Annotated in this window: 13 protein-coding genes; 4 read left to right on the top strand and 9 right to left on the bottom strand. The window is 65.9% G+C overall.

Annotated elements, in window-relative coordinates:
• Window positions 1-60: 60 nt before the first annotated feature.
• Both ACWIQA_RS00650 and ACWIQA_RS00645 read left to right on the top strand, forming a co-directional pair.
• Window positions 61-936, top strand: coding sequence for a DUF1838 family protein (locus ACWIQA_RS00650; RefSeq protein WP_448581133.1), 876 nt, complete (start codon window positions 61-63; stop codon window positions 934-936).
• On the top strand, window positions 933-1472 hold the full coding sequence (locus ACWIQA_RS00645; protein WP_448581132.1) for a hypothetical protein: 540 nt from the start codon (window positions 933-935) through the stop codon (window positions 1470-1472). Before ACWIQA_RS00650 ends, ACWIQA_RS00645 begins: the two co-directional genes overlap by 4 nt.
• Here ACWIQA_RS00645 and ACWIQA_RS00640 read toward each other — a convergent pair.
• From ACWIQA_RS00640 to ACWIQA_RS00600, 9 genes are all read right to left on the bottom strand, one after another.
• On the bottom strand, window positions 1469-2791 hold the full coding sequence (locus tag ACWIQA_RS00640; protein WP_448581131.1) for an alginate export family protein: 1323 nt from the start codon (window positions 2789-2791) through the stop codon (window positions 1469-1471). The two genes, ACWIQA_RS00645 and ACWIQA_RS00640, sit on opposite strands and share 4 nt — an antisense overlap.
• An 18-nt stretch (window positions 2792-2809) precedes the next feature.
• Window positions 2810-3079: an ATP synthase F1 subunit epsilon gene (locus tag ACWIQA_RS00635; RefSeq protein ID WP_448581130.1), complete on the bottom strand. Its 270-nt coding sequence runs from the start codon at window positions 3077-3079 to the stop codon at window positions 2810-2812.
• Entirely contained in the window at window positions 3076-4521 is a 1446-nt protein-coding gene (gene atpD / locus ACWIQA_RS00630; RefSeq protein WP_448581129.1) for a F0F1 ATP synthase subunit beta, read from the bottom strand. The genes ACWIQA_RS00635 and atpD overlap by 4 nt, the downstream gene beginning before the upstream one ends.
• A gap of 226 nt (window positions 4522-4747) precedes the next feature.
• Window positions 4748-5623 carry a F0F1 ATP synthase subunit gamma gene (locus ACWIQA_RS00625; protein WP_448581128.1) on the bottom strand — a complete coding sequence of 292 codons (876 nt, stop codon included), beginning with the start codon at window positions 5621-5623 and terminating at the stop codon, window positions 4748-4750.
• Window positions 5624-5641: 18 nt separating this feature from the next.
• A complete protein-coding gene (gene atpA, locus ACWIQA_RS00620) occupies window positions 5642-7174 on the bottom strand; it encodes a F0F1 ATP synthase subunit alpha (protein WP_448581127.1) in 1533 nt (510 codons plus the stop codon).
• Window positions 7174-7728 (bottom strand): F0F1 ATP synthase subunit delta, encoded by a 555-nt coding sequence (locus tag ACWIQA_RS00615; RefSeq protein WP_448581126.1) that lies wholly within the window; start codon window positions 7726-7728, stop codon window positions 7174-7176. Before ACWIQA_RS00615 ends, atpA begins: the two co-directional genes overlap by 1 nt.
• Before the next feature lie 198 nt (window positions 7729-7926).
• Window positions 7927-8505, bottom strand: a complete 579-nt coding sequence (locus ACWIQA_RS00610; RefSeq protein WP_448581125.1) for a Smr/MutS family protein — start codon at window positions 8503-8505, stop codon at window positions 7927-7929.
• Window positions 8502-9488: an MltA domain-containing protein gene (locus tag ACWIQA_RS00605; RefSeq protein ID WP_448581124.1), complete on the bottom strand. Its 987-nt coding sequence runs from the start codon at window positions 9486-9488 to the stop codon at window positions 8502-8504. Before ACWIQA_RS00605 ends, ACWIQA_RS00610 begins: the two co-directional genes overlap by 4 nt.
• A gap of 42 nt (window positions 9489-9530) precedes the next feature.
• Window positions 9531-10202: a Tim44/TimA family putative adaptor protein gene (locus ACWIQA_RS00600; protein ID WP_448581168.1), complete on the bottom strand. Its 672-nt coding sequence runs from the start codon at window positions 10200-10202 to the stop codon at window positions 9531-9533.
• Between the two features lie 232 nt (window positions 10203-10434).
• Here ACWIQA_RS00600 and secB point away from each other — a divergent pair, with 232 nt between their 5' ends.
• Both secB and murJ read left to right on the top strand, forming a co-directional pair.
• Window positions 10435-10944, top strand: coding sequence for a protein-export chaperone SecB (gene secB / locus ACWIQA_RS00595; RefSeq protein WP_448581123.1), 510 nt, complete (start codon window positions 10435-10437; stop codon window positions 10942-10944).
• A 32-nt stretch (window positions 10945-10976) separates the two neighbouring features.
• A complete protein-coding gene (murJ, locus tag ACWIQA_RS00590; protein WP_448581122.1) occupies window positions 10977-12542 on the top strand; it encodes a murein biosynthesis integral membrane protein MurJ in 1566 nt (521 codons plus the stop codon).
• Window positions 12543-12553: the final 11 nt, after the last annotated feature.

Raw genomic sequence — 12553 nt, 5'->3', positions numbered from 1 at the left:
TTGACCCACCGGCTATTTGTCCGGACAAATTGGCTGTCAAGCGCAGGTCGGGAGAAAGCGATGCGGCTCTTGGTCATTGCAGCCATGTTGGCAGGCGTGGGCGGGGCAGCCGATGCCCAACGCCTGCGGCTGGACAATCCCGACCAGGCGGTCGCCATGTTCCGCAAGATCCAGTGTTCAACCCGCGACAATGAGCCCATCGTCTTCCACTGGTCGGGCCGGGTTTGGTCGAGAGTTCAGGGCGAGCCCGATCGCCATCTCTGGAATGTCGAGGGCATGAACATCCGCCAGTGCGTGACGGTCACAGATCCGGTGCGCGGGATGGGCGTGCGCATGGTCAGCCGCGAGCTCATGTTCTATCTCGACCCGAAGACCGGCACCGTGCTCGATGAATGGACCAATCCGTGGACCGGCAAGGTGAACCGCATCTTCCATGTCGCGAACGATCCCGTGAACCAGCGCCCCATCTTCCCGCGTGGCGCCGACGGCACGCCCTATCGCCTTCCGCTCCGGGTGGAGGACGGCCGCGCCTTCTGGAACATCGAAGTGCCCCTCTTCTATGAGAACCCGCTCGGCGGCGATTTCCAAGCCTATGCCGGCAACCACTATCATGCGATGGAGATCTTCAATTTCGTCGTCGATGCAAACGCGCTGATGGACCCGAAGCGCCGCAACGCCAAGGCCGCTGTCTCCTGGGTCAGGATTTCGGGCTGGATGCCCTTCATGGAGATGGGCTCGCGCCCCGGCTCCCTCGTCTTCAATGCAACTGGCCAGGTGGTTGCGGGAATCGCGGCCTTGCCCAAGGTGGTGCAGGACCAGATCGCCCGCCGCTACCCCGAGTATCGCGTCCCGCCCCCGGGCGACGACAGCCGCCCCAACGCCACCACCTGGACCGAGTTCCGCCGCTTCATCGAGGCCGAGCGGCGGGCAAAATGATCGCAGCGCTCCTGCTGCTTTCCGGCATCTGGACCAACGAGGAGCAGGTCCGTTTCGCCGAGGAGGCCGGAAGGGTGCCGCCGCCATGGGTCGCACTCCGGGTCCTCGATGGCAGGGTCCACCCCATCGACGCCTATGGCGCGGCGGTCGGGGAGGGGAGGGCGCTGACGGCAGACGAGGTGAAGGCCGGCCGGCCCCTCGTCCCCGGCGCCGAGCTTCGCAAGGCCCGGCCCTTCGCCTGCTGGGCGGCGATCCCGAAGGCGGATGGCGGCTGGTGGGGTGGGCGCGACCTCGCCCTCCACGACCAGGGTGGCATGGCGCGCTTGGCAACCGACGAGCCGGTCCCGCAGCGCTTCGAGCTTCGGCTGCGCAACGTCGTGTGGCCCTCCGGGCCCAACCGCCCCAGCCTCGTCCTCTATGTCCATGAGCCCGGCAACCCCAGGGCCATCGCCTATGCCTGGGCCAACCCGGAGGCAACGCGCGTCGGCCTCAACCTCCGCGCCGTGCAGGCGAGCTGCACCCTGGCCGAACCCTAGAAGAAGGCCTCGAGCGCGCTTGCGACATAGATGCTCGACCGGCCTGGTGCGGCGCCTTCGAGCACGCCGCGCCGGGCGAGCCCGGTCACATTGAGGTCAGCGCGGAGCGTTCGCGGCACCAGCCACAGGCGCAGCCTGCTGTCCACCTGCACGCCGGCGAATCGCCCGGAGGCGCCATCGGCATCGCGAACACCGCACGCTGAAAAGAAGTCGGTCGCGCTCGCCGCCCAGAGACCCCGGGCGATGATCCAGCCATCGGCACGGCCGCTTTGGTTGATCGAAAGCCGGATCCCTGGGGATGTCAAATTGGCCCGCCCCAGCACGCCATAGACCGACGATGGCCCGAACTCGAACCGTCGCGCTCCAAACAGCTGGTCGAACCGGCCGTAGCGGGCGCCTGGCCCGTCGCCCGAGACATGGTCGAACTCGAGAGCAAGCCGCGGCGACAGCTCGCCGCGCCAGCTGTAGCCAATGAGTGCGCGCACCATGCCAGCACGCACGGGCACGGCTTCGCCGAGCGGCTGGTCGAGCGGTGCGGCGTGCCCGCCCTGGACAAAGGCCTCCACATCAAAATCCACTTCGCCTGCAGCTGGCTGCTTCAGGAAGCGCGGGCCAAGGGTCCAGAGTCGGCGGTCCCTGGTCGCAAATCCCGGCCGGTCCCGCTCGGAAAGACCCACGACCGTCAGGCCGAGCTCGACACCGCGCCCGCCAACGGGCCCGAGCACGGAAAGACCGAAGATCTGCTGCGCCAGCCGTTCGCGGTCGAGCGCCGGCTTGTTCGCCAGCACTGCTGCCCGACGGTCGGGTGCACGGGTCTGCGGCAGCATCCAGAATAGCTCGAGGTCGGTGCCGCCGCGGCTCTCGAGGGTTGCATCAATGCCCGTGAAGAAGAAGGCAGCGTTGCGATAGTCCCCGGTTGCCAGCAGCCGGCGCGAGCCGAACTGCATCTCGGTGCGCCCCATCGTGAGCCGCAGCCTGGTGCCCTCGCCGGCAAGGTCGCCGAGATCGAGGCTGGCGCGAAGCTGCACTGGCTCGAGCGTGTTCACGTCCCCTGCCACCAGCGCGGTGTCCGAAGGCTTGCCATAGGCGCGGCTGTCGCGCAGTTCGGCAAAAAGGGTGGCAGGGCCCGACGTTAGGGTTGCGTTGACAATCGTGCGCAGCTCGAGGACTGCTTCCGAGGTCGCAGCACCAGGCCGCACTTGCCCGTCGACGAGTCCAGGCCGGACCCGGATCGCACCCGTGACCTCTATGGCTGCGGCTGCAGGCGCGCCACAGGGCAGGACAAGGGCGAAGACCGCAAGGATGACCTGCTGCTGCATCTTGCCCCGCGCCGGGGGTCAGTCAGTGAGCGAGAGATCGCCGGTCAGGATGGTGAGGCCCGCCTCGTTCACCTCGGCAAGGCCGCCGTCCACCTCGATCCGCTCCGGTTGCGCACCGGCCTCGCGGAACACCTCGATGATGCCGGGGCGAATGGTCGAAAGCACCGGCGCGTGGCCTGCGAGCACGCCGAAATCACCTTCGGTCCCCGGCACCACCACCATGTGCACGGAGCCCGAGTCGATCCGCGTAACAGGGGTCACAATGTCGAGATGGAACTTCGCCATCATGCACCGTCCATGAGTTTGCGGCCCTTTTCAACTGCGTCCTCGATGGTGCCCACCATGTAGAAGGCAGCTTCGGGCAGATGGTCGTATTCGCCATCCACGATGGCCTTGAAGCCCTTGATGGTGTCTGCAAGCTCGACGAACACACCAGGCGTGCCTGTGAAGACCTCAGCAACATGGAAGGGCTGCGAGAGGAAGCGCTGGATCTTGCGCGCCCTTGCCACCACCAGCTTGTCGTCTTCGGAAAGCTCGTCCATCCCGAGAATGGCGATAATGTCCTGGAGCGACTTGTAGCGCTGCAGCGTCTTCTGGACCGCGCGGGCGGTTTCATAATGTTCCTTGCCCACGGTTCCGGGCTCGAGCACACGGCTGGTCGAATCGAGCGGATCGACCGCCGGGTAGATGCCAAGCTCGGCGATCTGCCGGCTGAGCACGGTTGTTGCGTCGAGGTGGGCGAAGCTCGTTGCCGGCGCTGGGTCGGTCAAGTCGTCGGCGGGCACGTAGATCGCCTGCACCGAGGTGATCGAGCCCTTCCGGGTCGAGGTAATGCGCTCCTGGAGCGCGCCCATGTCGGTCGCAAGCGTGGGCTGGTAGCCGACGGCAGACGGAATGCGGCCAAGAAGGGCCGACACTTCCGAGCCGGCCTGGGTGAAACGGAAGATATTGTCGATGAAGAAGAGCACATCCTGGCCTTCCACATCACGGAAATATTCCGCAATCGTCAGGCCTGAGAGGGCAACGCGCGCCCGCGCGCCGGGAGGCTCGTTCATCTGCCCATAGACGAGTGCCACCTTCGAGCCTTCGGAAATGGCATTGCCCTCAGCATCCGACGCAATCACACCGGCTTCCAGAAACTCGTGGTAAAGGTCATTGCCTTCCCGTGTCCGCTCGCCCACGCCAGCGAAGACCGAGAAGCCGCCATGGCCCTTGGCGACATTGTTGATGAGCTCTTGGATGAGCACGGTCTTGCCAACGCCGGCACCGCCAAAGAGGCCGATCTTGCCTCCCTTCGCATAAGGCGCGAGGAGATCGATCACCTTGATGCCCGTCACCAGGATCGAACTTTCGGTCGACTGGTCGACAAACTCCGGCGCCTTGGCGTGGATGGGGGCAGTGGTCGCAGCCCCGATGGGGCCACGCTCGTCAATGGGCTCGCCCACCACATTCATGATGCGGCCCAGCGTCTCGCGCCCGACTGGCATGCGGATCTGGCCGCCAGTGTCCACCACTTCCTGGCCACGCACGAGGCCGTCGGTTGAGTCCATGGCAATCGTGCGGACCACATTCTCACCCGTGTGCTGCGCCACTTCAAGGACCAGGCGGCGGTCTTCGACGCGGGTTTCAAGGGCAGTCAGGATCTCGGGCAGCTCGGTCTCGAAGGCGACATCGACGACAGCGCCGATGACCTGCGTCACGCGGCCGATATTGTTGGTGGTGGTGGCCATTGCGGTGTTCCTCTAGCTTATCACGCCAAAGTGACGGAGGGCGTCTTCAATTGCAGGACGCTTTTCGGGTGGACAAGGGACCATCCGAGTCTGCGGCGATGCACGGTTGGGCGCTGTGCGCATCGGCAACCCATGCAGGGATTTCACATGGGCAATCCAGCAGGTCTTCGGGACGAACCCATGAGTCTGCTTCACATAGGTCTGGATGGCCGCGTAAGTAGACATGCTACAGTGCCTCCGCGCCCGAGATGATCTCGATGAGTTCCTTGGTGATCGCTGCCTGCCGGGTGCGGTTGTAGGTGAGCGTCAGGCGCCCGATCATGTCGCCAGCGTTGCGGCTTGCCGCATCCATCGCCGTCATCCGCGCTCCTTCCTCGGAGGCCCGGCTCTCGAGCAGCGACTGGTAGACATGGACGGCGACCGCGCGCGGCAGAAGCTCGGTCAGGATCGCTTCGGCCGAAGGCTCGAAAGTGATCGCAGCCGGAAGCCGCGCCGTATCCGCCATCTCGGGCCGCCTGACCGGGATGAGCCGCTCATCGGTTGGGATTTGCGTCAGCGCTGACTGGTAGCGCGCAAAGAGAATGTGCGCGACATCGAATGCACCAGCGTGGAATCGCGCCACCACATCATCGGATACGGCCTTCGCTTCCTCGAAGGTCAGCATCTTCCGCCCCTCGAGCGAGCGGGTCTCGACGATGTGCTTGCCATGGCTGCGGATAAGCTGGGCCCGGCCCTTTTTGCCGATGATGTAGAGCTTGACCGTCTTGCCCTCGGCCAGCAGGGAATCGGCCTTGCGCCGGGCAAGCTTCACGATGTTGGAATTATAGGCTCCGCACAGCCCTCGCTCGGAAGTGATGACAAGGAGCAGATGGGTCTGGTCGCGCCCAGTTCCCGTGAGCAGCTTCGGTGCCTCGGGCCCCACCATGTTGAGAGCAAGATTGCCGATGACTCGCGCCGCGCCTTCGGCGAACGGCCGGCCGGAGATGGCAGCCGCTTGAGCGCCGCGCAGCTTGGCGGTCGCGACCAGGTTCATCGCTTTCGTGATCTTCTGGGTCGACTTGACCGAGGAGATCCGCGTTTTCAGAGACTTCAAGGAGGGCATTGCAAAAGCGTCCGAGCCTCAGGCAACAAAGGTGCGGGCATAGCCCTCGATCGCGGCCCTGAGCTTGTCGCGGGTTGCATCGCCAAGGTCGCGGGTGTCGCGGATCTCGGCCAAAATGTCAGCGTGCTTCGAGCGGAAGGTCTCAAGCAGCCCGGCCTCGAACCGCACCACGTCAGGAACAGCCACGGGATCGAGATAGCCGTTGACGCCAGCGAAGATGGCAACGACTTGCTCTTCAAACGGCAGCGGCTGGTACTGCGGCTGCTTCAAGAGCTCGGTCAGCCGCTGGCCGCGGGCCAAGAGCTTCTGGGTTGCGGCATCGAGGTCGGAGCCGAACTGGGCGAAGGCCGCCATCTCGCGATATTGCGCAAGCTCGAGCTTGATCGAGCCTGCCACCTTCTTCATCGCCTTGGTCTGTGCTGCTGAGCCCACGCGGGAAACCGAGAGGCCGACATTGATGGCAGGCCGGATGCCCTGGTAGAAGAGCTCGCTTTCAAGGAAGATCTGCCCGTCGGTAATCGAGATGACGTTGGTCGGAATATAGGCGGAGACGTCGCCGGCCTGCGTTTCGATGACTGGGAGCGCGGTCAGCGAGCCGCCGCCATTGGCATCGTTGAGCTTGGCTGCGCGCTCGAGCAGGCGCGAGTGGAGGTAGAAGACGTCGCCGGGATAGGCCTCACGGCCCGGCGGGCGCCGCAGCAGCAGCGACATCTGCCGGTAAGCGACTGCCTGCTTGGAAAGATCGTCATAGGCGATGACGGCGTGCATGCCATTGTCGCGGAAGTATTCGCCCATGGTGCAGCCCGTGTAGGGCGCCAGATACTGGAGCGGCGCCGGGTCGGAAGCAGTTGCCGCTACCACGATCGTATATTCCATCGCGCCTGCTTCTTCGAGCTTCCTGACCAGCTGGGCAACCGTCGAGCGCTTCTGGCCGATGGCGACATAGATGCAGTAAAGCTTCACCTTCTCGTCGCCGCTGGCATTTATCCCCTTCTGGTTGATGAAGGTGTCGAGGATGACGGCGGTCTTGCCCGTCTGGCGGTCACCGATGATGAGCTCACGCTGGCCGCGGCCGATCGGGACCAGGGCATCAAGGGCCTTCAGTCCCGTCTGCATCGGCTCGCTCACGGACTTCCTTGGAATGATGCCCGGCGCTTTCACTTCCACCCGGCGGCGCTCGGTTGACTCGATTGGGCCCTTGCCGTCGAGCGGGTTGCCGAGCGCGTCGACCACCCGGCCAAGCAGGCCCTTGCCAACAGGTACGTCGACAATCGCATTGGTGCGGCGCACGGTGTCGCCTTCGCGCACAGCAGTATCATCGCCAAAGATGACGACCCCGACATTGTCGACTTCGAGGTTCAGGGCCATGCCCTTGAGGCCGCCGGCGAATTCGACCATTTCGCCGGCTTGCACACGGTCGAGGCCATGCACTCGGGCGATGCCATCCCCCACCGAGAGCACCTGGCCAACTTCCGAGACTTCCACCTCGGTGCCAAAGCCCGCGATCTGCTCGCGGATGACGCGCGAAATTTCCGCTGCGCGAATGTCCATCAGGTGAGGCCTTTCATCCTGGCGCCCAGCCGCTCGAGCCGGGTCTTCACAGACGTATCGATTTGTTCAGAGCCAAGCCGCACGATCAGCCCGCCGAGGATGGCAGGATCCACCGTCACGTCGAGCGCCATGTCGCGGCCGGTTCGGGCCTTCAGCTTGGCAGCGAGCGCTTTTTCCTGCGCAGCGGTCAGCTTGTGGGCAGCGATGACCTTGGCGGTTGCTTCGCCCCTGTGGCTTGCCAGCCGCTCGCGGAAGGCGCGGATGACGTCAGGCAAAAGCGCAGCACGGCCATTGGCGGCGAGCACGCCAAGAAAATTGGCGACAAGCTTCGGCAAATCGAGCTCGGCTGCCACTGCGGCAAGCCCGGCACCGACGTCGGCGCGGCGCATCAGGCGATTGCCGATGAGCGCCTTCAGCTCTGCAGACGTCGCAAGCAGGGCTTCCAGCCCGGCGAGCGCTTCCATCACGGCATCGAGCGTCTTGTCGCTCTCGGCGAGATCGAACAGCGCGGCCGCATAGCGCCCGGCAAGGCTGTTGGCTGTTCCCACGCGCACCTCGACTGCCCTGCCGGCGGCACTCCGGGGCAAGGCCCGTGCGCAGCGTGCCGGCACATTGCGGAAACCCACGGCGGAAATCCCACCCGCGGTGGAAGGGGCGCTAGCATGGGGGTTTCGCCCACGCAAGGCCAGGCGGGCGCGCATCCTTTGTGCATTGCCGGCATGAGATCGCGGCATGGATGCGCGCATCCGCTCTCAGCTGCTGTTGGTTCGGCTCCGCTTGAGCACCAAATAGACGGCACCGGCGCCGCCGTGGCGCGGGTGCGCGCGGCGGACGGCGGCGATGCGCGATGAAAGCGAAGGTAAAGCAAGCCAGCGTGGCAGCTCGGCGCGAATGGCGCCGCGCCCGGGCCTTTCGCCCATGAGGTCTGCGGGCGCTGGCCCGGGCATGTTCCCCTTGCCAGTGATCACCAGTAGCAGCCGTTCCCCGCGGTCGGCCGCAGCGAGGATGCTCCGCTCAAGATAGTGGCGCGCTGCCTCCCGCGCGAAGCCATGCAGGTCGATCACCCGGTCCGGCCTCGCCTTGCCCGATGCCAGCCGCTTGTCCCAGGTCGAATCGAGCGTTTCCCTCGGGCTTGCCGAGGCATGCACTGGAGCGCGGGGAGGCAGCCGGGCTTTCCTTGCCCCAACGCCAGTCCGGTCCGGCCGTGGGTCCAGTGCCGGCGGCCGAGCTTCCGGTGTGTCCGGGATTTCGGGTAGCGGCTTGAAGGCCTTGACCGTTGCTGCCACTTGCTGCCACAGCGCAATCTCTGCCGCCGTCAGACGCCGGTTCATGGCATGCTGCGGGGCAGCAGCAGAACGGCTCTTGCCCTGGCTTGCTGGCCTCCAGCCAGCCGGCCTGCTGCGGCACCCTCCCCGAAATAGATGTCAAATCGGTTCGCGCCCCGGATCGCTGCACCGGTATCCGCCGCCACCAGCACCCGGCGGAATGGTGTGCCGTCGGCCAGCTGTGTCTCCAGCCGGACGAGGGCGCCCATCGGCACATGCGCCGGGTCCACCGCGACGCTGGCTCCTGCCACCAGCCGGGCGCCGAGCGCCCCCACCGGAAAGGGCGCGTCCTGCGCCAGCCGGCGGAAAAAAATGTAGCGCGGGTTGGCAGCAAGAAGCTGCTCCCGCTCGGCCGGGTGGGAAGCAAGCCAGGCGCGGATCTCCGCCATGCCAGCACCGGCGGCCAGCGCCCCCCGCGCTCGGAGCAACTGGCCGATTGCGACATAGGGATGACCATTGTGGCCAGCGAAGGCGAGTTTTGCGCGTGCGCCATTGGGCAGGCGGGCAATCCCCGAGCCCTGCACCTGCAGGAAGAAGAGATCGACTGGGTCCATCCACAAGAGCGTCTCGGCCCGTCCCGCGAGAGCACCACCCATGATCTCGGCCCGGGTGGGGCAGGGCGCTTGGCTGCAGTCGCGCCCCGAAGGCGGCGCCAGCACGGGCACGAGGCCAGGCGCTGCTTTTGCTTGTGCCTGATATTCGGGCAGGAAATAGCCGGTCGCAAAGCCCTGACCGTCGCCGAGCCGGACTTCGCGAAAATGGGTGCGCTGGAAGGTTTCGAAGCTGGCCGCCGTGGTCGTTTCTGCGGCGGCGCAGGGCGCCACCCAGTCCGCTGCGGTTGTCAGCCCGGAGGCGTCGCGCCAGGCCGGCAGCCTCGTACAGGCAGCGCGGAAGGCCTCGAGCGCGGCCGCGGCGCCCGCTTGGGCATCAGCGAGGACGGGGAGCGGCTCCCGGTTCCCGGCGCAGCCGGCGAGCGCCAGGCCGAGCATGACGGCAATTGCCAGCACAGGCACGGCCGGCGCAACTCCAGCCTATTCGGCGACGTCGGTCCCGACGATCAGCCAGGCTGGATCGGGCGAGGTCACATGCCGGCTGAAAGTCCACACATCGTGGGTCTCGACACTTGCCTCCGGATTTCCGTCCACAAGGGCGCCGGTGGAATCGCGAGTGGCAGCCACGATCTCGGCGTCGAACTGGACTGTCACTTCGGCCATGGAGCCGTTCATGCGTGCACCGACAATCTGCACCTGGTCGACTTCGAGCAGGCGGTTCTCCAGCCGCAGGCCGGCGGCCCGCCGCTCGGCAAGTGCATGGCGGAAATTCTCCATAACCTCATCCGAGACGAGCTCAGCCAGCTCCTCCTCGTCGCCGCGCCAGAAGGCTTCCAGGACCATCTGATAGGCGCCACGCGCGCCGGCGATGAAGCGGTCGATATCAAAGCTGCGGTCCGCGTTGCGGATGGCATCCAGGCCCTGGCGCACGCTTGGGCCGATGTTGGCCGGAAGCTCGGGAAGTGGCACAGGCTCGGCTTCGCGCAACGTGCCAGAAGCGGTGGGCCTGGCCACTTCCGCGCCAGCGCCGCGGAATGGGTCGGCAACCGGCTTCTCATGCCCGGTGCGCCGGCCCAGCACCTGATAGAGCCTGAGCCCAATGAAGCCGGCAAGCATCGCCAGGAAGACAATCTCGATCAGTCCGTTCTGCATCACATCCCGCGCCTTGCTGCCTGCCCATGGCATGCTGCCTGCCCATCATGACGGAGGCCGGCCCTGCCGATTGAACGCCAATATCAACCTTGGCACAAGATAGGGCTTCGGGCGAGGGAGAAAAGAGTGAGACCTGCGCCTTGCCCGCAAAGCTGCTTCTTGCCGCACGCGGGCCCGGCTGCTAGCCGCCCGGACGGTCCCCGAACTCCGTGTCCGAACCGAAAGTCCGCTCATGGCCAGCATCACCCCGGAAGACGCCGAAGCCCTTGCCAATGGCGCTGATCTTGCGCCGCAGGCCGGAATCCTCGCCCAATATGTGAAGGACCTTTCCTTCGAGAACCCGAACGCGCCGGGTTCGCTCCAGGGCCAGGGCCAGCCCAAGCTCGAAATTGCCGTCAATGTGAATGCGCGCGCCGGCGAGAACGACATGTTCGAAGTCGAGCTCAAGATTTCCGCCAACGCCAAGAACCAGGAGGACAAGGCGCTGTTCGCTGTCGAGCTCCTCTACGCCGGTCTGTTCCGCCTTGCCGGCGCTCCGCGCGAGGCCATCGAACCCTTCCTGCTGGTCGAGGCGCCGCGCATCCTCTTCCCCTTTGCGCGCCGAGTGATTGCCGATGCCGTGCGCGATGGCGGCTTTCCACCGCTCATGCTTGACCCGATCGACTTTGGCGGCCTTTATGTCCAGCAGCTTGAGGCCCGCCGCAGCGGCTCCGGCGAGGGCAACATCGTCGGCAACGCCTGAGTAGCGCGCGGACCAGCGGATAAGGTCCGGCAGTGGCCCTGATACGCGCCGCCTCGACAGTCGGGTCCTTGACCCTCGTCTCCCGCATTCTCGGATTTACGCGCGATCTCCTGATGGCGCGCTACCTCGGCGCTGGCCTTGCTGCGGATGCCTTCCTTGTTGCCTTCCGCCTGCCCAACCTGTTCCGCTCGCTGTTTGCGGAAGGAGCGTTCGCTGCCGCCTTTGTGCCCATGGCCGCCGAACGCCTCGGGCAGCCGGATGGCCGCACCGCCGCCCGCCGCTTCACGGAGCAGGCACTCGCCTTTTTGCTTCCCATCCTCCTGGCCTTTACGGCCCTCATGCTGATTGCGGCCGGGCCCGTGGTTCTGGCGATGACGGGCGGTTTCCGCGATGCCGGCCCGGAAAAACTTGCCCTCACCGTCGAGCTCACCCGGCTGACCTTCCCCTATCTCATGCTCATTTCCCTCGTCGCCCTTCTTGGCGGCGTCCTCAATGCGATTGGCCGCTTCGCTGCCATGGCTGCTGCCCCCGTGCTCCTCAACATCGCCCTCATTACCGCCCTTCTTGCCTTCCGCGGGGACACAAGTGTTGCAACAGCCCGCGCGCTCGCCGTTGCCGTCACCGTCGCTGGCCTCGCCCAGTTCCTCTGGCTTCTCGCCTTCGTCCGCCGGGCCGGCATGGCGCCACGCCTCGTCTTTCCCCGCTTCTCGCCGGAAATCCGCACCCTTTTGCGCCGCATCGGGCCAGCGGCCATTGGCGCCGGTGCAACGCAGCTCAACCTGCTGGTCTCGACCATCCTTGCTGCGCGTCTCCTCCCGGAGGGATCGGTCAGCTACCTCTACTATGCCGACCGCCTGAACCAGCTTCCCCTCGGCCTCATCGGCGTCGGCGTTGGCGTTGCTCTTCTGCCCACCCTTGCCCGCCTCATCGGTGCCGGCCGCGAAGACGCCGCGCTTCACCAGCAGAACCGCGCGCTTGAATTCGCCCTGTTCCTTGCCATCCCGGCGGCAACCGCGCTCGTCGTTGCTGCCCATCCCATCATCACAGCGCTGTTCCAGCATGGCCGCTTCACAGCCGAGAACAGCGCCATGGCGGCCCGCGCGCTCATGGCCTTCTCGCTTGGTCTTCCAGCCTATATCCTCGTCAAGGTTCTCACGCCGGGCTACCATGCCCGTGGCGACACGCGCACGCCCATGCATTTCGCGCTGGTGGCAATTGCCGCCAATCTTGTCGGCAATGTCCTTCTCATCTGGCCGCTCCAGCATGTCGGCATTGCGCTTGCGACTGCGCTTTCGGCCTGGCTCAATGTTGCACTTCTTGCCCGCGGCCTTGCGCGCAGGGGCCGGCTTGTGCCCGATGCTGCGCTCCGCCGCGCCGTCCCGCGCATGCTGGTGGCAGCGATCGCCGTTGTCGCCGTGCTGCTTGTGCTCCACCCCCTGGTCCTCCCGCTTGCAGCTGGGTCGGGTCTTGCGCGGGTGGCAGCGATGGTTGCCCTGGTGGGCAGCGGCGCAGCCGTCTACCTCGGACTTGCCACTCTCATCGGGGCCTGGCAGCCACGCATGCTCCTTGCCGCGCTCCGCCGCCCGGCTGCCACCTGAGAAGGCCCGCC

This window comes from Thermaurantiacus sp. (assembly GCF_053487655.1).
Note: the sequence above shows the minus strand (reverse complement) of the source record. Positions and strands in the feature narration are given on the sequence as shown.

Coding starts and splice junctions, on each gene's coding strand:
- ACWIQA_RS00640 (WP_448581131.1), bottom strand. CDS start 2,791: ATGCAGCAGCAGGTCATCCTTGCGGTCTTCGCCCTTGTCCTGCCCTGT.
- ACWIQA_RS00605 (WP_448581124.1), bottom strand. CDS start 9,488: ATGCTCGGCCTGGCGCTCGCCGGCTGCGCCGGGAACCGGGAGCCGCTC.
- ACWIQA_RS00600 (WP_448581168.1), bottom strand. CDS start 10,202: ATGCAGAACGGACTGATCGAGATTGTCTTCCTGGCGATGCTTGCCGGC.
- secB (WP_448581123.1), top strand. CDS start 10,435: ATGGCCAGCATCACCCCGGAAGACGCCGAAGCCCTTGCCAATGGCGCT.
- ACWIQA_RS00625 (WP_448581128.1), bottom strand. CDS start 5,623: ATGCCCTCCTTGAAGTCTCTGAAAACGCGGATCTCCTCGGTCAAGTCG.
- ACWIQA_RS00610 (WP_448581125.1), bottom strand. CDS start 8,505: ATGAACCGGCGTCTGACGGCGGCAGAGATTGCGCTGTGGCAGCAAGTG.
- atpD (WP_448581129.1), bottom strand. CDS start 4,521: ATGGCCACCACCACCAACAATATCGGCCGCGTGACGCAGGTCATCGGC.
- ACWIQA_RS00650 (WP_448581133.1), top strand. CDS start 61: ATGCGGCTCTTGGTCATTGCAGCCATGTTGGCAGGCGTGGGCGGGGCA.
- ACWIQA_RS00645 (WP_448581132.1), top strand. CDS start 933: ATGATCGCAGCGCTCCTGCTGCTTTCCGGCATCTGGACCAACGAGGAG.
- atpA (WP_448581127.1), bottom strand. CDS start 7,174: ATGGACATTCGCGCAGCGGAAATTTCGCGCGTCATCCGCGAGCAGATC.
- ACWIQA_RS00635 (WP_448581130.1), bottom strand. CDS start 3,079: ATGATGGCGAAGTTCCATCTCGACATTGTGACCCCTGTTACGCGGATC.